This window comes from Pseudoalteromonas rhizosphaerae (assembly GCF_028885455.1).
Classification (GTDB): Bacteria; Pseudomonadota; Gammaproteobacteria; order Enterobacterales; family Alteromonadaceae; genus Pseudoalteromonas; species Pseudoalteromonas rhizosphaerae.
In genome coordinates, this window is the sequence record NZ_CP118496.1 from 2,417,566 (window position 1) to 2,438,564 (window position 20,999).

Genomic DNA, 20,999 nt, shown 5'->3' on the forward strand with positions numbered 1-20,999 from the left:
ATGAAACTTTTTACAAAAATGACCAAAATTGCTTTATTTGGTGCCACCCTTGGTTTTGCGGGCAACAGCGTTGCTGCTGAAGCTATGGATTTAGACTCGTTATTAAAAACACTTGAGCAAGGTAAAACACAGCAATCAGCACAAAATAAACAACGCGAGCAAGAATTTGCTGCACGTCAAAATGAACAAGTGCAAATGCTTAAAAACACTCAAGCAAAACGTAATCAAATGCTGGTTGAGTCTGAGCGTCTTGAAACACAGTTCGAAGAAAATGAAGTAAAACTTGCTAACCTAACCGATACATTATCTAAGCGTATGGGTTCATTGAAAGAACTTTTTGGTGTGCTGCAACAAGTGGCTGGCGATTCAAGTAATAAATTTGCAACGTCAGTAGTGTCTGCACAGCTACCTGGTCGTGGTGCTTTTATGGATGAATTGGCTCAAAAAATGGGCTCGACTTCTAAACTTGCATCAATCGAAGACATTGAAAAAGTATGGTTTGAACTGCAACGCGAAATGACTGAGCAAGGTAAAGTGTCACGTTTTACAACAGATGTAATTGTAGAAGGCGGCAACAAAGCTAAACAAGAAGTTATGCGAGTGGGGGCTTTTAACTTAATTTCAGAAGGTAAGTACCTTGATTATAACACCAGCACTAATACGTTAAGCGAGCTTACCCGTCAGCCTGTTGGCCGTTACACCTCAACGGCGAATGATTTACAACAAGCTAAATCAGGCACTGTACAATTTGCGCTTGACCCAACCGGTGGCTCTATCCTTGGTTTATTGGTACAAGCACCTGATACTTCAGAGCAAGTACATCAAGGTGGTGCAGTAGGTTACGTTATTTTAGGCGTTGGCTTACTTGCTTTAATTATCGCTATTGAACGATTTGTTTCATTGATGCTAATGGGCAGCAAAATCCGTCGTCAACTTAAAGACTCAGTGCCACGTGATGACAATCCACTTGGTCGTGTAATGAAAGTCAAAGATCAATACCCAGATGTAGCATACGACACCTTAGAGCTTAAATTAAGTGAAGCGATTTTACGTGAAATGCCAAAAATCACCCGCAACTTAACGCTCATTAAGATTATCTCGGTCGTTGCTCCATTGTTAGGTCTTCTTGGTACGGTAACCGGTATGATCAATACCTTCCAAGCAATCACCTTGTTTGGTACAGGTGACCCTAAATTAATGGCTGGTGGTATTTCACAAGCGCTTGTTACTACGGTACTTGGCTTAGTTGTGGCAATCCCAACAGTATTTTTATACACCTTATTGAATACCCGCTCTAAAAACTTGCTGCTTATTTTGCAAGAACAAAGCGCAGGTATTATCGCTGAGCGTAGCGAAAAGGGAGCATAACCCATGGTGCTATTGATTGACTCAATCAATGCTATCCGTGATTTTCTCGACACTGGTGGCCAAGTTCTGTTGGTCATCGGAGTGTTAATCTTCGCGATGTGGTTATTGATACTCGAGCGATTTATTTATTTTTTTAATGGTTTTCGTAGTTACAAACATGCCATTAAAAGTAGTTGGACAGGGCGCGATGAGCGTAATAGCTGGAACGCTGAGCAAATCCGCCAAGCAACTATTTCACGCGCTGGGATGAAGTTAAACAACAACTTAGCGCTGATCAATGTGATGGTTGCCTTGTGTCCGCTGCTGGGGTTACTCGGTACGGTAACAGGTATGATAGAAGTGTTTGATGTGATGGCGATTACCGGAACGGGCAGTGCGCGTTCAATGGCATCAGGTGTATCGAAAGCGACTATCCCGACAATGGCAGGCATGGTTGGTGCGTTATCTGGTGTATTTGCTTCTACGTACTTACAACGCAAAGCAAAGCGCGAAGTAGCCCTACTTGAAGACAGCATGGTTTTAGACCATTAAACAACAATTTTTAGTATGTGGCGAAAGCCACATACAATCAGGAGAATAAAATGAGAGCCCCATTAGGAAGCCTTTTTCAAGAAGATGAAGCTGAAGAAATAAACATGACCCCGATGCTTGATGTTGTGTTCATCATGCTTATTTTCTTCATTGTAACCGCCTCTTTTGTTAAAGAGTCAGGTATCGATGTAAATCGCCCAGAAGCGGCAACAGCCGTTAAGAAAGAGCGTGCAAATATTCTAGTTGCGATTTCAGATCAAGGTGAAATTTGGATCAATAAACGTCAAATCGATGTGCGTGCTGTGCAAGCAAACATTGAGCGTTTAAAAGCAGAAAATCCACAAGGTAGTGTGGTTATTCAGGCTGACAAAAAAGCCACTACAGATACCCTTATTAAAGTGATGGATGCAGCACGCGCCGCAGGTGTATTTGATGTGTCTATCGCGGCACAAGAAGCCTAAGGAAGCCATAATGCGTTATTTAGTAGCATTATTAGTTGCCGGTGTTGTGACCTTTATGTTGTTTTTGGGCATGCAAGCGCTTATCACCGGTGGTGAAGGGGCGATGACTGAGCCAGCAAAAGGCAATGTACTTGATTTTGTAAGGCTTAAAAAAGAAGAAACGGTACAAAAGAAAGAACGTAAACCACAAAAGCCGCCAACGCCGAAAGAGCCTCCGCCGCCAATGGATTCACCGCAAATGCAAAATAGTGATCCAAATGCAGCAGCGTCTAACTTTGACTTTGGTGCCAGTGTGGATGCTGACGTGAGTCTCAGTGGTGGTCTAGCTCTTGACTCTAGTGATGGTGAATATCTACCGATTGTAAAAGTAGCACCTGTTTACCCGCGTCGAGCATTGTCACGGGGCATTGAAGGCTATGTAATTGTTGAGTTTACAGTGACTAAGCAAGGTACTGTTCGTGATGCAAAGGTAGTAAAAGCTGAGCCTGAATCATTGTTTGATCAAGCAGCCATGGATGCCGCACTTAAATTTAAATACAAACCTCGCGTAGTAGACGGTGAAGCTGTTGAAGTTGCGGGTGTACAGAATAAAATTTCTTTCCAAATAAATGGTTAGCACTGAATAAATGGATAGAGAAACGAGGCGATTATGAAATTATTAAAAACAGCATTATTTTGCTCGTTAGCACTAAGTGCTAGTGTTGCTTTACCAAGCGTAGTAAGTTTGTTGCCAGGTGTTAATTTAGCAACGGCCTATGCAGAGGAAGTAAAAACAAAGCGCGTGCCGGCACTGCGTGAAAAAGTATATAGCCAATTGGCTCGTGCGCAAAAGTTAGCTGATGATGGTGATGCAAAAGCGGGCCTTGCTGCGCTTGATAATATTAATGAACGTTCATCCAGTATGAACTCGTATGAAAAAGCCATGATGTATAATTTTTATGGTTTTATTTATTACAACGAGAATGATTTACCGAAAGCGATCGCGTCGTTTGAAAAAGTCGTTGCTGAAGAAGAGATCCCTGAGTCTTTACGATTAAGTACCAGCTTTAGTTTAGCGCAGCTTGCAATGGCGAATAGCGATTACAACAAAGTGTTAGACTTTTTAGCGCAATGGGATGCAATCAACACTAAGCCTAAAACTGATGCTTACTATGTGCTTAAGTCGCAAGCTTACTATCAGCTAAAAGATTACCAAAATGGTATTGATAACATTAACTTGGCTATCGCGCAAAGTGATAGTGAAGGCAAACAGCCAAAAGAGAACTGGTTAGTGTTACTGCGTGCTATGTATTATTCACTTAATCAAACTGAGAATGTAGTTGCTGTACTTGAACGTATGGTCAAACTTTACAATAAGCCTGAGTATTGGGTTCAGCTCGGTGGTATGTATGGCGAAACAGGTAAAGAAAAACAGCAGTTAGCAATACTCGAAGCCGCTTACCAGCAAGGTTTTTTGACTTCTAAATCAGACTTGCGTCAACTAGCACAAGTTTATTTATACAATGGTTTAGCTTTTAAAGCTGCCGATGTGATGAGTAAAGCTGTTGCATCTGGTATTGCGGAAAAGTCAGCTAAAAATTACGCATTTATTGCAGAAGCCATGATACAAGCAAAAGAAGATGAAAAATCTGTTAGTTATTTTGCAAAAGCAGCTGATCTTTCAAGCCATGGAAAGTACGAGCAACGTTTAGCCGAAGTGTATGTGAATCTTGAAAAGTATGAAGATGCAGCTGATGCAGCGCGTAAAGCGCTTGATAAAGGTTCACTAGATTTTGAATCAAATGCTTATGTTGCTTTAGGTATGGCGCAATATAGTTTACAAAACTTTGACGCGTCTATTTTAGCATTCGAACAAGCCGAGAAGCATAAAAAATCGCAGCGATTAGCTGAACAATGGATCAAATACGTGAAACGTGAAAAATTGCATGCTGAAACATTACGCACCGCTTTGTTATAAGTAAATATGCGTTAAGAAACGCTATTTTAACTTCAACGGTTTTATTAAAAAACTCGTTTTATAATCGCAACACCAAAACCGCCTCAGGGCGGTTTTTTTCGTTCTAAATATTCCTAACAAATTGTTATTTAAATAAATTAGATTGTCACTTTATGTTTATTAAAGTGTAACTGTATTGTCATACACCTCCAGTATTGTAGTCCTCGTTCTAAAGCTCAAGTGACCTTAAAGCATGTTTTTCGTGTTTTAAAGTGACTTGAGTTTTACTTAATGCGCTAACAAAATAATTAAATACTTTAACGGAGTGAACAATGAAATTATCTGGTTTATTTAAAGTCAGCCTTGTGGCTACTGCAATTACACTCGCTGGCTGTGGCGGTGGTGATATTAATGTTACACCTACAACAGTTGATAACAGTGTAGATAATAGTGTAGACAACTCAGTGACTAACCCAGGTGGTGATAATGGTGGTGATACATTAAGTTGCGCTACATATACATTAGATGGAGCTACATTTACAGGTGAAGCAAAGGGTGTTAACTGTGTTTACAGTCAAGCATTTGCAAGTAATGCGAAAGAAATTACCAGCTCTTTTGTTATCCCTGCATTAAGCAGTGGCGGCGCACATGTATTTGAAGGTGCATTATTTATTGGTGATGATGTAGACACATCAACAGGCGCTACAATTGATGGCAATGGTCCTACATTGTCTATTGAAGCTGGCGCGACGATAGCTTTTACTAAGCCTGAGAGTTTTATTCGTATTGCACGTGGTGCAAATATTGAAGCAATTGGTGAAGTAGATAAGCCAATTATTTTCACAAGCATCAAAGAAGTTGATGGCGATGATGCAACAACCGCACAAATTGGTGATTGGGGTGGCGTTCAGGTAAATGGCCGAGGCCATTCTATCCGTTGTACGGCTGCGGCTGCGGCACAAGATATGTGTAACCACGCTGCCGAAGGTATTGTATCGTATTATGGTGGTAATGATCCGCAAGATAGCAGCGGTATCCTTAAGCATATAGTTATAAAATATGCGGGTTTTGGTGTTGAAGGCGATGAGCTCAATGGTTTAACCCTTAATGCTGTAGGTTCAGGCACAACGATTGATTACGTGCATGTTCATAATGGTTTCGATGATGGTATAGAGCTTTTTGGTGGTAGCGTTAACCTTAAACATATTGTTATTACTGATACAGGTGATGATGGTATTGATTGGGATGAAGGCTGGAAAGGCTATGGACAATTTATTCTTGTACGTTCAAATGAATATGGAAACCATGGCTTTGAAACAGATGGCGCTAAGGTAGATCCATTATCAGCAGATGCACAAGATTTAGTAACAACTGTTTCTAATCCAACAATTGCTAATGCAACGGTTGTAACTACTGGCGACCAAGGTGCTGAAGGGCGTCGTACTGGTGCTGGTATGGAAATGAAAGAATGGGGTAAAGCGCAATTAGCTAATATGCTATTTGTAAACTCTTCATCTGTAGATGGTGCTGGTTGTCTTGATTTATATAATGAAAAAGACCAATCAGGGGATGCTGGTGTGCATGCGAATGCAAATAATGGCGATATCGCATTTATGAGCTCAATATTTGCTTGTGGTAAGAATTTTGAAGACGTAAATACACCTTTAACTGGCGCATTAGCAAGTTTTGATATTGCTTCTTGGTTTACTGGTGGCGAGAATAACCAGTTAATTGGTTTTGCTGATTTTGCAAATGTACTTGGTGCTGATGGTGTTTCAACAGCTGCCACTATTACTGATTCACAAGGCACTGCAGTAGCTACAACAGCTAAAGACATGAGTGAAGTTAACTCTTTCTTTACTAACGCAGGCTATATTGGTGCACTTAAAGAAGGTGAATCAAGTGAGTGGGCTGATTTTGTTGCCGCATCTTTACAACGCGCTAGTAATTAATCTAGACCGGCTCTAATTATAAGGCGCTACGGCGCCTTTTTTAAGGGAATTTTAGGTTTAGAGGATATAAATATGAAACATCAAAAGCAGTTTAAAACCAATCTAATAACTTTATCTCTGCTCTCCCTTTTTTCTTCATTTCATTCTTTCGCTGATCAGGCACAAGAAATAATAAATGAAGACGCGATAGAAGAAGTTGTTGCAACAGGTACGCGCCTTAAAGGCAGTGCTAGTGCGGTAATTGATGAGCGTAAAAATCAGGCGTTTGTCGCTGATATAATGGGTTCAGAGCAAATATCTAGAACGGGTGATAGTGATGCAGCTTCGGCACTTCGCCGTGTTACAGGCTTATCATTAGTTAACGATAAGTTTATCTATGTCCGTGGATTAGGTGAGCGTTACTCTAGCGTACGTTTAAATGGCGCGGTAGTTCCAAGCCCGGATCTAACACGAAATGTAATTCCACTTGATATCTTCCCATCAAGTATTATTGAATCCTTGGCTGTACAAAAAGCCTATTCACCAAATATGCCTGCGGCTTTTGGTGGTGGTGACGTTAATATCAGAACCAAGAGCATTCCAAATGATACTTTATTTAAAGTCGAAATTGGTGCCAGTTATAAAGATACAAACGACGAAGGCTATACATATAATGGTGGCAGTGATGATTGGTTAGGTAAAGATGATGGTACACGCGCATTACCCGGTTCAGTTAAGACTGCGTTAAATACCTATATCAATGGCCTGTCTGATATTTCGTATAGAAATATCAGAGATGTAGAGTCAAAACGTCAGGGGGCTGATATTGGCCAAGCTGCCGCGATAGACTTAAATAAAAGTTTAGCAAAAGCATTGCCAAGAGATTTTGGCTTGGAAAAAGAAAGTTTAAATCCTGATGCCGGTATTAAAGCTGTGTATGGCGACCGTTTTGATAACTTATTTGGCTTAGACGGCTCGTTTGGTTTCTTAGCGTCAGTTGCCTATGAAAATGAATGGTCTAATGCAGAGAAGTTTAGCGCTGTACTTTCTTCTGTTGACGCATCTGAGTCCTCATGTTCAAAAGATGACTTTACTTGTTACTCTGCAACAGAGAAAGAAGTGTCAACCAAGCATAATATAAAGTTAAATAGCTCTCTAAATTTAGGTTATAAAATTGGAGGTCATGATTTAACAGCAACTTATATGATGTTACGAGATTCTGAAGATGAAGCCTCTGTTGCGCTTTACCAAGAACCTTCAAAGTCATTAAGTATTGATGCTGGGCAGTTGCAGCGTAGTCACTTAACCTCTTTTGAGGAACGAGAACTTGAAATACTTCAGCTTCGTGGAATGCACAATTTAGATTGGGGTTTTCTTGAAGGTGTTGGTGTAGATTGGCAGTATACTGACTCAACAGCGACTACAAGTATACCTGGTGAGCTTAAAGTAACGGTTCGTGATGAGTACTTAGATGGCAAATATCAACGTACTTTTTACAATGGTAGCTTAGGTGGTAATCCTTATTTGTATCGATTTGTAGAGCTAGAAGACGATGTAGAAAACTGGGGCGTTAATGTAAACAAAGTTTTTTACTTTGATAACGCCGAAGTAGAAATTGCGGGTGGTGGTTATTTTGTTGAAAAAACACGTGATTACCGCACTGACTTTTTTAACTATCGTTTTAACCAAACTCAGTCTTTAGATCTAGCACAAAGTGAAGAAGAAGCACTGTCAATCGGTAGTTTTTTTGCTAACGATGCTGTTGTTGATTCAACGGATGTCGAGTTATTGTTCCAAGAACCAACAGCTGATGATTACTTAGCAGCGCAAATGATTGATGCTTACTACGGCTCTTTTGACGTAACGTTTGCTCAAGATTGGCGTTTAAGCGGTGGTGTGCGTTACGAGGACTTCCGCCAAGTTGCGCTTGCTTTTTCTCGCTCAGCATTCGATCCTGCTTTATTGGCTGATAAATTAAGTGCAGATGCGATAGAACAAGCAAGTGTGATGGAAGATGAGTATTTTACTTCGTTATCTATGACATATAGTCAGCAATCGTATCAAGTTCGTTTTGGTTATGGCAACACGGTTGTACGCCCTGATTTGCGAGAGCTAAGCCCTGTTCAATTCCAAGATCCGCTGACTGGTTGTCGAACGCTTGGTAATCCATTCTTAGAATCTAGTTACCTAGATAACTTTGATGCACGTATCGAGTTTTATATGGACAATGGCGATAATTACTCAGTTGGCGCATTCTATAAAGATATCGATAAACCAATCGAAGCACTATTAACAGAAAGCGACGGCCGTTTTACTCTGCAGTTTGACAATGCAGAAACAGCCTATGTTTACGGTATTGAAGCTGAATGGTTAACTGAGTTGCACAGTGATTTATTAGGGGGCGCTTTTTTTACTTCTGGAAATATAACGCTCAGTGATTCAGAAGTTGAAATTGCAGAAGAACAGCGCGGCGATCTCACGAACCTAAAGCGACGTATGACGGGCCATTCAAAGTATGTTGCCAACTTGCAACTGAATTACGATTCACATGATGGCATGCATCAAGCATCTGTTATCTACAATGTATTTGGTGATCGTATTTTAGCTGCGGGTGTTAATAACTTTGATGACGCTTACGAACAACCTTTAAACTCGTTAGACATGGTTTATAGTTATTACCCAACGTTCAATACCACATTAACACTTAAAGTGAAAAATATGTTGGGACAAAACTTTGAAGTTAATCAAAATGATGTGCTAATTCGTTCTCAAGAAACACCAAGAGAGTTGAGTTTAAGCTTTAGCTATGAATTTTAACACCCTCTAATAAATAGCAGTTATAGTCAGCATTACTTAGCCCTACCAAGTGTAGGGCTTTTTATTGCTTGTTATTTATGAAATTAATAGGAGTATGGTAAATAGTATTTTGCTTATAGTGTATAAAGTGGTGGGCTTATCTAAGCGGTCACGCCTTATGGCTGACCTTGTTCAAATCTGGCAGATTGTTTAGTGCTATAGGGTTATTGGCTCTCACAAAGCTAGATACTCTACAGCTAGCTATATTTACCGTACATTCTTTAATGAATAGGGAAGAAACAAAATTAGACTATTAAGCCTGCTTTAGACCAATCTTGGATTAGGGTAAATTACCTGAAATTATTTGATTACAAGATTATTCATCAAATGGATATTGTTTTTAATATCAGGATATTAAATTCTTAGTCGAATATTCGTATACTAACGCATGGCACAAAAGGATTTTTATGACACAAATAGAGAAAGTTGTTACGTGGGTAAATAGCGCTAAAAAGCCGCTATGGTGGAGACAGGTAATCCGCAAGGTCATGGAGCAGGGAGGGCTTCAGCAGCAAGATTTGCAGCTTATTTACCAAGTTGCCAAAATGGAGTTTGGTCTACTTCCTCAAGCACCTGAGTTTAATAACTACGTTAAACCCGTTGCGGCTACAGGGTTTGAAACTGAAGCTGCCCCCGTAACGTTAGCAAGCTTAGGCAATGTAAAAAATGTCTCATCGTTAATTGAAGATGTAACACTAAACTTTCCAATTGAGGGTTTAACAGCCGTTTATGGAGATAATGGTGCTGGTAAATCAAGCTATGCAAAAATACTGAAAAGTGCATGTTTAACTCGGGGTGATGTCCCTGTTATTACTACTAATGCTTTCAACCCTTCTACCGTTCCATCACAAGCTACATTAGGTCTATCAGTTGGTGGTGCCGCAATAGTTGAAAATATCTGGACTAATGGTGGTGAACCAAATCCAGAGTTAAAGTCTATAAGGGTATTTGATTCTCACTCTGCTTCCAATTACATATCTAAAACGGATAGTGTTGAGTACAAACCATCAGAAATAAAATTATTAAATGAGTTGAGTAGTGCTTGCCTATTTGTGAAAAACGAATTGACACGTGAAATAGTTCCGTTTAGAACACCATATAAAATACCTGATTTAAACCCATTATCTAAGGTGAGTACTTTCTGTAACTCACTAGCTACTGCCACTGAAGCTACATTATATGCTCAATGTGGTGATGAAGTTGAGTTGCTAGAAATAGATCGATTGAAGAAAGAGGTGGCAGAGCTAAGTGGAAAAACACCTGCTCAAGTAAAAGCTTTTTATGCAACCAAATTAAAACACCGTGAACCATTACTGGATTTTTTTAACAACCTGTGTTCAAAACTGGGTGATGTTAATGTGGCCAAAATTGGGGTGTTATATGATGATAAATCAACTAAATTGAAAGTTGCTGAACAAGTAAGGCAGAACACTTTAAATGGTTTACCAATTGAAGGTATTGGCAATGATGCTTGGAAAGAAATGTGGAACCATGCGCAGAACTTTATAATTGGTAATGGTGATGATAAAACTTTCCCACCAGTTGAAAATGAATACTGTCCTACATGCTTACAATCGATAGGAAGGCAAGCTGCAGAAAGGATGACTAGGTTCAATAATTATATTACATATCAGTCTCAGGTAGATGCAGATCAGGCAACTAATACACTATCTGTACAGATGAACCTCATAACTAAATTGAGTTTTGACCTTAAACCGTATAGTGGTATTTTTGAGGAGTTAAGGCAATCTACACCTGATGCCATAGAGCAATTCAACATCTGTATACAGCAATTGTTTGATAGGAAGAATAGCCTAACGTCTGCTAACCCAACATTTACTCATCCAGCCCTAGATATGAGATTTGTACATCGACTATCTCGGCAAGTTGAAGCAATAAAAGTAAAAATGAATGATGTTGTTGATGACGGTACGTTAACTCAGACAATTAAGTTTAGTCAGGACAGATTGATAGAGCTTGAAGATCGACAGAGGTTATCTGCGCATAAAGATAATATCATTATTGAAATAAACCGTATTAAGACATTTGGCTGTTTTAACTCAGCTTTAGCTACAACTAACCTTTCACTTATTACGCGGTTTATATCCGAGTTAGCTAAAACTGGCAGTTTGGGGGTAATCAATGCCGCATTTACCAAAGAGTTAGTAGCGTTAAACTTTAAAAGCTTTGATGTAGAAACTAAAACTCAAGGCTCTGCTGGTCAACAGAAATTGACTCTACAGATTTCAAGGAATGCGTCAAAGATAGGACATATTGCCAGTGAGGGTGAGCAAAAATGTATCGCTCTAGCTGGTTTTATGGCTGAGTTAACAATTGATAATAGAAAGTCAGCCATCATTTTTGATGATCCAGTCAACTCCTTAGATCATAAGTGGAGGCGAAAGTTTGCTAAACGTATTGCAGATGAAGCACTACATAGGCAGGTGATTGTGCTTACGCACGACTTGCCATTCTTGATGATGTTGAGTGAGGAATCCTCAAATCCGATTAATATCCAGTCTATCACTCGTATAGGGAAGCTCTCAGGGTTCCCGCAAGGAAGTCCACCTTGGGATACTTTAAAAACTGTAGATAGGATAGGACAGTTGAGGCAGTTAGAAGTAGAGCTTAGACGGTACACTAAACGAGATGACTTTATTGAAGATATTTATAGTCGAGATGCTAAACATATCTACGGTAAAATGCGAGAAACGTGGGAGAGGTTAGTTGAAGAATGGCTAATTAGAAATGTTGTGCAACGGTTTAGTCGTGCTGTTCAGACTCAAAATATCCGATATATAGTTGATAGTACACCAGAGGATGTAGCTACCATTAGTGCTGGAATGGGGAAATGTAGTACTTACTTTGAAGGTCACGATACCGCTACTGGTTTGGGTGTTACGGAAATGCCAGATATTGATGAATTGTTGGCTGATATTACAGCACTTGATGTTTATTTTAAGGCATTAAAAAAACGCAGGTCATGAAGCCAAAAGGAATCAAATTTCGACTTCATACATCGCAATTATTAACTGGCTGTAATTCGCTCATAACTGTTTGTTAGATTGGAACCTAACTTCTACACTGTCAAGATTGATATGAGCCACGACAACAATAGTTACGTGCCCTGTATTTAATACAGGGCTTTTTAGTTTTATATTTTGTTATTTTATTGGCATTTTATAGTTGCATAGAGCTGATAACATTGGTTTTTACTGCCCGTGCTTTTCATGCCCCATGATTGATTATACCAATCGAAGTCTCCATAGGCGCTTTCATCCTCTCCGCAAGTAATTGTGCTTCCAGATATTTCTTGGTTGTGGCCACGCTCTTCACAAAATTGATTCCCATTTGTAGAGCCCACAAAAAACTGCTCTAAGTGCCCATTTATCCATACCTTTGGGCTGTAATAGGTTGTTGCAGTATTGACTAGTACGCCTTGTTGCTCTTCCATATTTATTTCTGCGCGTTCAAAAGATACTTTTTCATTTTCTTTTAATGCCATTGTGCTTGCTGAAAGCGTTGTATCTGCAAGTACATTAAGTGATGCTGAACTTAAAGCGAGTAGAGCGAAAGTAAGTGTCTTCATTATCTTTTCCTTTAGTTGAATGTAGAATTACACAAAACGTCTTTATTCAATGTGCCTTCTAAGCTTGGTAAATACAGATTTCAACAAGGTTAAGCTTTTATTAAAGTTTAAAAATAATCGTTATATGCCTTTGTATTTTTTACACCATGAAAAATATTTGAGTTACGGTTTATTGACTAGTTTTAGGGGACTGGTGGTGTTATTTTGACACTAATGAAAATTAAATCTCACGCAATGAATTTTAATTTTTAACGTATTAGGTATTTCTTATGACTCAAACAGTGGAACAAACAATGAAAAAAGTAGGATTGGTCGGATGGCGGGGCATGGTTGGCTCAGTGTTATTAGAGCGTATGCAACAAGAAAATGATTTTACTCATATCGACACCACTTTTTTTACCACCTCACAAACCGGTCAGCTTGGTCCTGACTTAGCGGGTCCTGCAAAACCATTACTTAATGCAATGGATTTTGAATCGCTGGCAGAAATGGATATTATTATCACCTGTCAAGGTGGTGACTACACTAAAGCTGTGTATCCACAATTACGTGAAGCAGGTTGGGACGGCTATTGGATTGATGCGGCATCAGCACTGCGTATGAGCGACGACAGTATTATTGTACTTGATCCGGTCAATAAAGATGTGATTGAACAAGGTCTTGAGCAAGGCGTAAAAACCTATGTGGGTGGTAACTGCACAGTGTCACTCATGTTATTAGCATTGGGTGGTTTATTTGAGCAAGACTTGATTGAGTGGGTAAGCCCAATGACTTATCAAGCTGCATCGGGTGCCGGTGCTCGCAATATGAAAGAGCTCATTGCGCAAATGGGCTCTATTCATGCAAGTGTGGCTGACAAGCTAGCTGATCCACAAGCCGCTATTTTAGAAATTGATAAACTAGTCACACAGCAAATAGCCTCAAGCGATTTACCGCAAGAGCAATTTGGTGTGCCGTTAGCAGGCAGTCTTATCCCATGGATTGATGTGCCAATGCCATCGGGTCAATCTAAAGAAGAATGGAAAGCGCAAGTTGAAGCGAACAAAATTTTAGGTTCATCTAAACAGCCTGTGCCTATTGACGGTTTATGTGTGCGCATTGGTGCAATGCGCTGTCATAGCCAAGCTATGACCATTAAACTACGTGAAGATATTAGCGTCGAGAAAATAGAACAGATTTTAGCCTCACACAATGAGTGGGTTAAAGTTATCCCTAATGAGCGTGATATCACTGCTACGGATTTAACCCCAGTTAAAGTAACTGGTACATTAAGTATTCCTGTAGGGCGTATTCGTAAGTTAGCAATGGGACCTAAATATATTAGTGCTTTTACCGTTGGCGATCAGTTATTATGGGGTGCTGCAGAGCCACTGCGTCGTATGCTACGCATTATTGTTGATAATAAACATTAGTTTATTAGCTGCCATTTATTACAGTTAATATGGAGGGCTGGCAATGTGCCAGCCCTTTTACTTTTAAACACACTTAGTTGCGCGTGAATAGCCAGCAAATATAGTACGATGTTAATTAACGATTAATGCGTTCAAGTGAGTCTGCTAATTGGTCAATTCGGGTCCGTGTTGCATCTACTAAATCACTGATCTGATCAGCTGATCCTGACGAACGACTTGCCAGCTCTCTAACTTCTGATGCGACTACGGCAAAACCTCGGCCAGCATCACCAGCACGAGCAGCTTCAATAGCGGCATTCAAAGCTAGTAGGTTTGTTTGTCCTGCAATACCAGAAATACTGCCAACAATGTCACCGATTTGATTACCCACTTTTAAGAGTTCTTGCATTGCCTGATGTGTTTCTTTTAGTGCAATTTGACGATCAGTAATATCTACACCAAACACTACGTAACGTGTTACTTGATCAGAAAAATCCTTCAATTCACAAACCTGTGCATCGAACGAACGTTGAACTTGTTGTTTATCTGTAAATTCAACGACCAAACTTAGTTGCTCGTCTTGATTGATAGTTGTGCTCTGCTGCTTTTGAAGTTGTTGCCATATGGTATTCGCTGCTACTTTTGCTGCCTCGTTACTGCCCACTTTTTCAAGGAACAGTTTATTCATATTCACGAGCTCACCTGTAGGCTGAAATTCAACAACCATTAACGACCCATTAATGAGGGCTAATCGATCAAGAGAGTCTTTGGCTGATTGTTTAGTTACAGTAATGTCAGCTTGCACAGAGACATAACGATGTACTTTTCCTTGTTCGTTAAATACAGGATTAATTGACATAGCAATCCAATATGGTTTGCCTTGTTTATTATAATTTAATATCTCTTCATAAAAGGGCTGCTTTTGGCTAAGCTTATTGCGAATATTTGCAATGGTTTGGGGATCGGTGTCATTGCCCTGCAAGAATTTACCAGGTATTTTCCCTTTCACTTCATCGAGTTGGTAACCTGTCATTGTTTGAAAACCATTATTTACATAAAGAATTTCACCTTGTTCATTGGTGATAACAACGGCGTTACTGGTCTCATTAGCCACTAGCGATAACATTTCAACTTCTTCGCGTTTCGATACTTCATCGGTGACATCTTTTACAAACGCAGTATATAAAATCTCATCGCCGACAACGACTTTAGCTAAAGTAATTAAGCCCCAGCGAATAGTCTTTTCGCGAGTATGAATTGGTAATTCTATTGGCTTACCAATTAGCCGATTAACCCCGGTATCACGGTTACGATTGACGTAACTGTCGTGTTTGCTGCGGTGCTCTGGTGCTACCAACATTTTAATATTTTGACCGATCATTTCCTCACGGCTATAGCCCCATATTTTCTCAGCCGCAGGATTAGCAAAAATGATCAAGTTTTGACTGTCGATAGTTATTACACCATCGTGAGCTTGCTCTAGAACTTGTTCAGTCATTGAGCGCTCATCACGCTCTTTACTGCAATCGCGGGAAAACGCTGTGTAGTAAAGCTTTTTGCCCATTTTTACTTGAGATAAAGTTATATTGATCCAAGTTGTTGAACCATCTTTACGCTCTATTTGCAGTTCAACGGCAGAGCCAACAATCCGATCTTCGTTAGTTGCACGGTGGCGATTTACATAACTATCATGGTTTTTTTGATGAGCTTTTGGTACTAACATACGAACATTTTTACCAAGTACTTCTTCAGCTTTATATCCCCAGAGTGTCTCGGCAGCATGGTTGATGTATACAACGTCATTATTATCATTAATGGTTATAACTGCGATTACAGTTTGATCCATTGAACGTTTAGACAAATCATTATTTTTGAAAAACATGAAAAACCTTTTCATTTTAGTGTATTAACACACCAGTTTGCAGATGCCATTAGGCGTATTCAGGCTGTTTATTAGCAGTGTGTATTCGCTTTCTAAGAGCGATGAAATATTAGATAAGAGAAAGAGAAGTTAAGTAGCAGGGTTAGCCATATAACGAGCGTAATTCATTTGAAAATAAAATTAGTTTAAATACATTACTCAGATAGTAGATATATCCTAAACAAGCTTTACAAACATTAGTCTGAGTTATTTAGCGTAACTCCTACCCGTCAAACGTTCTGATGAACTATTGGATCAGTCGCAGCTATAATTATTTTCAGCAATAGGGTGACATCAAGAGGACAAGAGGATGAAATTCTCAAACACTCATTGAATTATAGACCCTTGATTGATATATAGCTAACTTTCTCGAAAACGCAGTAATTAAACGCGCCATTAGCATTGTTTTTATTGTTGTCTTTACCTCGCTTTAGTTTTGTTACGGTTTAATTAGCTTGATAGTTTCTTGCTAAATACTCAACAGCTTATTATATTTATGAGAGTATTTATTTGGCCTTCTGTTATGAATATATCAAAAAAGTTAAAACTATCTTTTGCCTCAGCTATCGCCTTACCTCTTTTTATTATTGCGGCGCTAGTGATCACGCAAACAAGAGACCAAGCGCTTGATAACTTTGCGCAAATGAGCGAAAGAGAAGCACGGCAAATAGATAATGGGATTGCTATGTTTTTTTCTGAAATAGAAAAAAATGTTGATTATCTAGCTTCACATCAAATGGTCTTAGCTGCTAAGCAAGATGTCAAAGCTCATGTTGACACAAATAATCCAGTGATGCTGAAACATCTCCAAGGCAGCAGTGTTGAGCGTGCCGCATTTCAACAGTTTGATCACTTCGGCCAAACTCACCCAGGGCTTGCTTATATTTATATGGGTAATGAACAAGGTGGTTATATTCAGTGGCCAGCGGGAGAAGTTAATGCTAATTATGACCCACGATCTCGACCTTGGTATTTAACAGGTAAATCTGCAAGTGGTAAAACGGTTCGCACTAGTGCTTATTATTGGGCTGCTGACGATATGGTTATTGTCTCTACTGTAAAAGCAATAAAAGATAATGGACAAATTATCGGTGTACAGGGAATGGATGTTTCTTTGCAAGGACTGACAGAAATTATTGCTAATATTAAGCTGGGTGAAACCGGTTACTTAATGTTGATTGAAGATACGGGAAATGTACTTGTTGATGTTAAAAATGAAAACTTTCGTTTTAAACGTCTGGCAGATATTGCGGATGGTAAATACAAACAGTTAGCTGCAAATACTCAAGGTCAGTTTGAAATTGTCATCAATAACAAAGATTTTATTGCCAATATATATACTTCAGCTAAGTTGGGCTGGAAATTTATTGGTTTAGTTGAAAAGTCAGAGGTGATGAGCGCTGCAAACACCATGACATTGACAATTATAATTATTAGTACGGTGCTAATTATTGTATTCATTTTAATCGCAAGTTACATTTCAAAAGTAATTTCTTCGCCTATAGTTGAAGTCAGTGATGGTCTGACTGAAATTGCACAAGGTGGTGGTGATCTTACTCGACGACTCACAATTAAGACAAAAGATGAAACGGCTAAGCTGGCCAATAGTTTTAACCTATTCTTAAACTTGATTGCTGATTTAGTAAGACAGATCAACGAATGTGCACTAAATGTGAGCGGTACGTCAGAGCAAACGTCTACACAAGCATCGCAATTAACTTGTTCTACTTCACAACAACAGCAAGCATTGGAAATGGCGGCAACCGCAATTAATCAAATGGCTGCGACAGCCAACGAAGTAGCTTCAAGTTGTGCTAATGCGGCAGATCTGGCTATGCAAACGCAACAGGCATCAGAGATAGGTCAAACAGTGATCACCGAGACCGTTCAAAGCGTGGTTGTTTTGAACGAAGTTATAAGTAAAGCAACGGATGATATATCGCAACTTGACACTGAAAGTGAAAATATCATGTCGATTTTAGGCGTTATAAGAGGCATTGCTGAGCAAACTAATTTGCTTGCTTTAAATGCTGCAATAGAAGCTGCTCGAGCGGGTGATCATGGTCGTGGTTTTGCTGTCGTTGCAGATGAAGTGCGTGCACTGTCGCAACGTACGTCTGAATCCACAGAAGAGATTGCTACGCAATTAGATAAACTACGTAGCATGTCTGGTCAAGTCACTACTGAAATGAAACGCAGTTTAGACAGCACTAATAAAACGGTTGAACTATCCTATGCTGCACAGCAACAATTTACGGAAATAACAGCGTCTATTGTTAATATTAGTGACTTAAATACGCAGATAGCAACCGCTGCAGAAGAGCAGCAGCATGTCGCTGAAGATATAAATCGCAATGTTATAGAAATTAAAAATGCGGCTGATGATGTTAGCGATATTGCCGCTAATACCAGTAATAATGGAGATAAATTAAAAGCCTTATCGCACGTTCTTACTGATTTAGTTGGTAAATTTAAAGTGTAATAATAACAGCGTCTAAAATAAAGAATAATCAACATATAGCCATTCTTTGACAATTGAACTCATTATTTTGCAATGCTAATGAGTGTTGTCTGCTTTATAATAGTGATTTTATTCTATGTGCTGCATTAATTTTCTGGTATTTTTTTGGGGTTGAAATTCAAACCTTGTTGTTTTATGTGCTCGTTATAGTGGGAGGCAGATAATGGTTTTGAGAAATAAAAGCCTTGAAATTCTTTACACCCCATATTTGCCATAATTTCGACTTGTTGTTGTGTTTCAACTCCCTCAGATACGCATTTTATTCCAAGTTCATCACACATGACGTGAATTGCTTTTACTAAGCTCTTCTGCCTTGTTGAGCTTGTAACTTGGCTTATTAGCGAGCGATCAAGTTTTAGCTTATTTATAGGATATTCGGCTAAGCGCGCAATATTTGAATAGCCTACGCCAAAGTCATCTACGGAAATTGTGAATCCCCATGATTGTAGGTTTTGCATCAACGTCAATGAATATTCTTGGTTCGCTTCTAATGATGTTTCGGTCAGTTCTAATTCAATTTGACTTGGTTTGACATTAAAGTCCGCTAAGTATTTTACTAATTTTGACATGAAATCGCTTTGGCCAAAATCAAGCAATGATATATTTATTGCAACAGGCACTAGTGGGATTTCATCTTTGCTCCAAGTTGCAATTTGAGCACATACCTTTTGAATTATTAAATCTGTTAGCCGACTGATCATACGGTATTCCTCTGCGATCGGAATAAACACCGCGGGTGATACAACACCAAGAGTTTGACTGTTCCAGCGTGCCAATGCTTCAAGTCCAATGCACTTGCCGTCATGTGTTACTTTAGGTTGATAGTGTAACTCTAACTCGCCGTTATGAAGTGCTTCGTCCAATAACATTGATATTTCGTGTTTTTCTAAAAATTCTTGTGAGCGTTTTTCATCATAACCATTAATAGGGCGATGATTATCAGCAAGTTTTAATGCCTCAATTGCATTGTTTAATACATTAGCACTGCTTTTTCCTTGTCTTGGAAAGTTGGAAAAACCAAATAAAAATGACTGTTGGTATTTTTCGCCCCGGATTATATAAGGTTCATCAACCACATGTTTAATCTCGTTTAAGAGCTTATGTTCTATTTCGTTAGTAGTGCTTGTAGTTATTACAAATGCTAATTTATTATTACCTACATGAGCGCACAGAACGAGGGCTTCATTAGAGTCTTTTAAGCGCTTATAAGCAGATACTAAGTGTGCTTTTGCATCTGCTTTACTGTATTTGAGATTTAAATATTCATTATTCGCACTCTGGGTGACCACAATATAGAAATCGCCTTGGTACTTTGCTACAAATCTTTCACACTGAAGCTCAAACCATTCTCTATTGGGGAGGTGTGTTTGACCATCGCTGTAACGTAAACGTTTGTTTTCTTGCTCCATTGCTAATAAGTTTTGTTTTATTTGATGTTGTTCAGTGCAGTCATCAAAGCGCAGCACACAGTAATTAGAGTTAGTAACTTGCTGGCAATGTACAGTTTTATAGGTGTTTTTATATTTAAATACTTGGTCCTTATGTTGGTTAGCTACAATTACTAGATTAGGTAATAATTTATCGAGTTTAACGGTGCTGTTTTTAACTGTTGCTTTGAAACCAAATAACGTTTTCGCTTGGCTGTTAAAATCTATAACGGTGTTATCACTATCGATAATTATTTTTGCAATACTTGATTCAGTAAAAAACGTTCTATAAAGCTCTTTTTTTGCTGCTAGATGACTATTTGATTCTGCCATGGTTTGATTTAAGCGTTTTGCAGCAACAATGGTTCGCGCAACTGCGAGCGGAATACAGATATTAAAGAATAAAAATAATAGCCCTGATATATACCAGTCTGAATTTGGTAGTTGTGTATTTATAGAAGTCAGAGATGAAATATCAACGTTGTTTATTATAAAGTAAAAAGGCACGATATTTAAAATTGCATAACCTAGCGCGGTCCTCACACCTAACAGCATCAATGCAATAATAGGGCATGCATACATATACATAGAGCCTACCTTTGCAAGGTTGATGTCTGTTAAAAATACATTCATTGAGATTGTTGCGGCAACAATACTTAATAGCAGGGCATGTGCACATAAAGTAAAGTATTTACGGCTAGCAATTAGTAAGGTGGCCATTGTCACAGAAAAGCTTGCAGCAAGCACAATAATATATATTAAGTTGAACTCAATTGCGGCGTTTAAAGTATGGCAAAATACTGAGAAACATAAAATTACACCAGCGGTTAAAATAATGCGTAGTGCACTGATACGCCAGTTAGGTACTAGAACGTTTGAATTAACGTGATCTGATAGTAAAAAGTAGCGACTTAAGTAATGCATTATAGTTGGTGTAGATTTATCATTTTTTTATTAGACCATTGATAAATAGCTAAAAGCAATAATTTATTAGTTTTTAAATCCTTTACTAAGAATAAATGCTTGGTTTAGGAGGGAGGAAACTACAGAGCAGCTTAATTATAATG

13 protein-coding genes are annotated in these 20,999 nt (G+C 38.9%); 10 read left to right on the top strand and 3 right to left on the bottom strand.

All coding sequences use genetic code 11. The annotated features are described in order from the left end of the window. The 8 genes from PVK79_RS10220 to PVK79_RS10255 all read left to right on the top strand — a co-directional run bounded on the left by PVK79_RS10220 (position 1) and on the right by PVK79_RS10255 (position 12,070). Entirely contained in the window at positions 1-1,368 is a 1,368-nt protein-coding gene (locus PVK79_RS10220) for a MotA/TolQ/ExbB proton channel family protein (RefSeq protein WP_145235582.1), read from the top strand. 3 nt (positions 1,369-1,371) lie between these two features. Next, entirely contained in the window at positions 1,372-1,899 is a 528-nt protein-coding gene (locus PVK79_RS10225) for a MotA/TolQ/ExbB proton channel family protein (RefSeq protein WP_145235579.1), read from the top strand. A 50-nt stretch (positions 1,900-1,949) separates the two neighbouring features. Further along, complete coding sequence (locus PVK79_RS10230) at positions 1,950-2,360, top strand: ExbD/TolR family protein (protein ID WP_145235576.1); 411 nt, start codon at positions 1,950-1,952, stop codon at positions 2,358-2,360. A gap of 10 nt (positions 2,361-2,370) precedes the next feature. Then, positions 2,371-2,976: an energy transducer TonB gene (locus PVK79_RS10235; protein ID WP_149980248.1), complete on the top strand. Its 606-nt coding sequence runs from the start codon at positions 2,371-2,373 to the stop codon at positions 2,974-2,976. A 33-nt stretch (positions 2,977-3,009) separates the two neighbouring features. After that, entirely contained in the window at positions 3,010-4,317 is a 1,308-nt protein-coding gene (locus PVK79_RS10240) for a tetratricopeptide repeat protein (RefSeq protein ID WP_145235570.1), read from the top strand. Positions 4,318-4,628: 311 nt separating this feature from the next. Beyond that, positions 4,629-6,248, top strand: a complete 1,620-nt coding sequence (locus PVK79_RS10245; RefSeq protein ID WP_145235567.1) for a hypothetical protein — start codon at positions 4,629-4,631, stop codon at positions 6,246-6,248. A 72-nt stretch (positions 6,249-6,320) separates the two neighbouring features. Then, a complete protein-coding gene (locus tag PVK79_RS10250; protein WP_257326623.1) occupies positions 6,321-9,044 on the top strand; it encodes a TonB-dependent receptor plug domain-containing protein in 2,724 nt (907 codons plus the stop codon). 446 nt (positions 9,045-9,490) lie between these two features. Further along, positions 9,491-12,070, top strand: coding sequence for an AAA family ATPase (locus tag PVK79_RS10255; protein WP_257326624.1), 2,580 nt, complete (start codon positions 9,491-9,493; stop codon positions 12,068-12,070). A gap of 182 nt (positions 12,071-12,252) precedes the next feature. Here the strand turns inward: PVK79_RS10255 and PVK79_RS10260 are convergent, their stop codons facing one another. Continuing rightward, complete coding sequence (locus PVK79_RS10260; RefSeq protein WP_257326625.1) at positions 12,253-12,672, bottom strand: hypothetical protein; 420 nt, start codon at positions 12,670-12,672, stop codon at positions 12,253-12,255. 269 nt (positions 12,673-12,941) lie between these two features. On the opposite strand from PVK79_RS10260, the gene asd reads away from it, so the two are divergent. Continuing rightward, the gene (gene asd / locus PVK79_RS10265) at positions 12,942-14,084 is read left to right on the top strand and encodes an aspartate-semialdehyde dehydrogenase (protein ID WP_257326626.1); all 1,143 of its coding nucleotides are present in this window, start codon (positions 12,942-12,944) and stop codon (positions 14,082-14,084) included. A gap of 115 nt (positions 14,085-14,199) precedes the next feature. Here asd and PVK79_RS10270 read toward each other — a convergent pair whose 3' ends face one another. Beyond that, complete coding sequence (locus PVK79_RS10270; RefSeq protein WP_274804080.1) at positions 14,200-15,945, bottom strand: PAS domain S-box protein; 1,746 nt, start codon at positions 15,943-15,945, stop codon at positions 14,200-14,202. A 562-nt stretch (positions 15,946-16,507) separates the two neighbouring features. Here PVK79_RS10270 and PVK79_RS10275 point away from each other — a divergent pair. Continuing rightward, entirely contained in the window at positions 16,508-18,466 is a 1,959-nt protein-coding gene (locus tag PVK79_RS10275) for a methyl-accepting chemotaxis protein (protein WP_257326627.1), read from the top strand. A 125-nt stretch (positions 18,467-18,591) separates the two neighbouring features. Here the strand turns inward: PVK79_RS10275 and PVK79_RS10280 are convergent, their stop codons facing one another. Further along, positions 18,592-20,856, bottom strand: coding sequence for a GGDEF domain-containing phosphodiesterase (locus tag PVK79_RS10280; RefSeq protein ID WP_257326628.1), 2,265 nt, complete (start codon positions 20,854-20,856; stop codon positions 18,592-18,594). Positions 20,857-20,999 lie beyond the last annotated feature (143 nt).

Coding starts and splice junctions, on each gene's coding strand:
- asd (WP_257326626.1), top strand. CDS start 12,942: ATGACTCAAACAGTGGAACAAACAATGAAAAAAGTAGGATTGGTCGGA.
- PVK79_RS10260 (WP_257326625.1), bottom strand. CDS start 12,672: ATGAAGACACTTACTTTCGCTCTACTCGCTTTAAGTTCAGCATCACTT.
- PVK79_RS10275 (WP_257326627.1), top strand. CDS start 16,508: ATGAATATATCAAAAAAGTTAAAACTATCTTTTGCCTCAGCTATCGCC.
- PVK79_RS10235 (WP_149980248.1), top strand. CDS start 2,371: ATGCGTTATTTAGTAGCATTATTAGTTGCCGGTGTTGTGACCTTTATG.
- PVK79_RS10280 (WP_257326628.1), bottom strand. CDS start 20,856: ATGCATTACTTAAGTCGCTACTTTTTACTATCAGATCACGTTAATTCA.
- PVK79_RS10240 (WP_145235570.1), top strand. CDS start 3,010: ATGAAATTATTAAAAACAGCATTATTTTGCTCGTTAGCACTAAGTGCT.
- PVK79_RS10245 (WP_145235567.1), top strand. CDS start 4,629: ATGAAATTATCTGGTTTATTTAAAGTCAGCCTTGTGGCTACTGCAATT.
- PVK79_RS10255 (WP_257326624.1), top strand. CDS start 9,491: ATGACACAAATAGAGAAAGTTGTTACGTGGGTAAATAGCGCTAAAAAG.
- PVK79_RS10270 (WP_274804080.1), bottom strand. CDS start 15,945: ATGTTTTTCAAAAATAATGATTTGTCTAAACGTTCAATGGATCAAACT.
- PVK79_RS10225 (WP_145235579.1), top strand. CDS start 1,372: ATGGTGCTATTGATTGACTCAATCAATGCTATCCGTGATTTTCTCGAC.
- PVK79_RS10220 (WP_145235582.1), top strand. CDS start 1: ATGAAACTTTTTACAAAAATGACCAAAATTGCTTTATTTGGTGCCACC.
- PVK79_RS10230 (WP_145235576.1), top strand. CDS start 1,950: ATGAGAGCCCCATTAGGAAGCCTTTTTCAAGAAGATGAAGCTGAAGAA.
- PVK79_RS10250 (WP_257326623.1), top strand. CDS start 6,321: ATGAAACATCAAAAGCAGTTTAAAACCAATCTAATAACTTTATCTCTG.